The organism is Bifidobacterium sp. RTP21102st3_E2_RTP21102_210122, from assembly GCF_040916945.1.
Taxonomy (GTDB): Bacteria; Actinomycetota; Actinomycetes; order Actinomycetales; family Bifidobacteriaceae; genus Bifidobacterium; species Bifidobacterium longum.
This window is the reverse complement of sequence record NZ_JBCPAN010000018.1, coordinates 1483-1797: the sequence shown is the minus strand read 5'-3', so window position 1 is coordinate 1797 and position 315 is coordinate 1483. Positions and strand designations below refer to the sequence as shown.

1 pseudogene is annotated in these 315 nt (G+C 34.0%); it reads right to left on the bottom strand.

The features are described 5' to 3' along the window. A pseudogene (locus tag AB5287_RS09905) lies at positions 1-315 on the bottom strand (hypothetical protein); the annotation flags it as partial.

Below are 315 nucleotides of genomic sequence, written 5' to 3'. Positions count from 1 at the left end.
AATTTAACCGTAACTGATTCTGGGTGCTTTTGATTAACGTTATTATCATCTATCCATTTCTTTTCTACCGACACACTTGTCGTTCCTTCTGTACCTATAGTAACAGTACCATTGCTACCAATACCTCCACCTCGGGTATTTGATTTGTTGCCACTAATTAATACTTTTTCGAGATGTGAAGTTAATTCATTACCTTTTTCATCTGTGTGTAAAGCTATATATTCATTATTCTTACTTAGAATACCTTTATGCTTACTTTCAGCTAAAGGAGAATTGTCCTTATTTTTCCAATTGTATGCTACTCCTCCTAACATC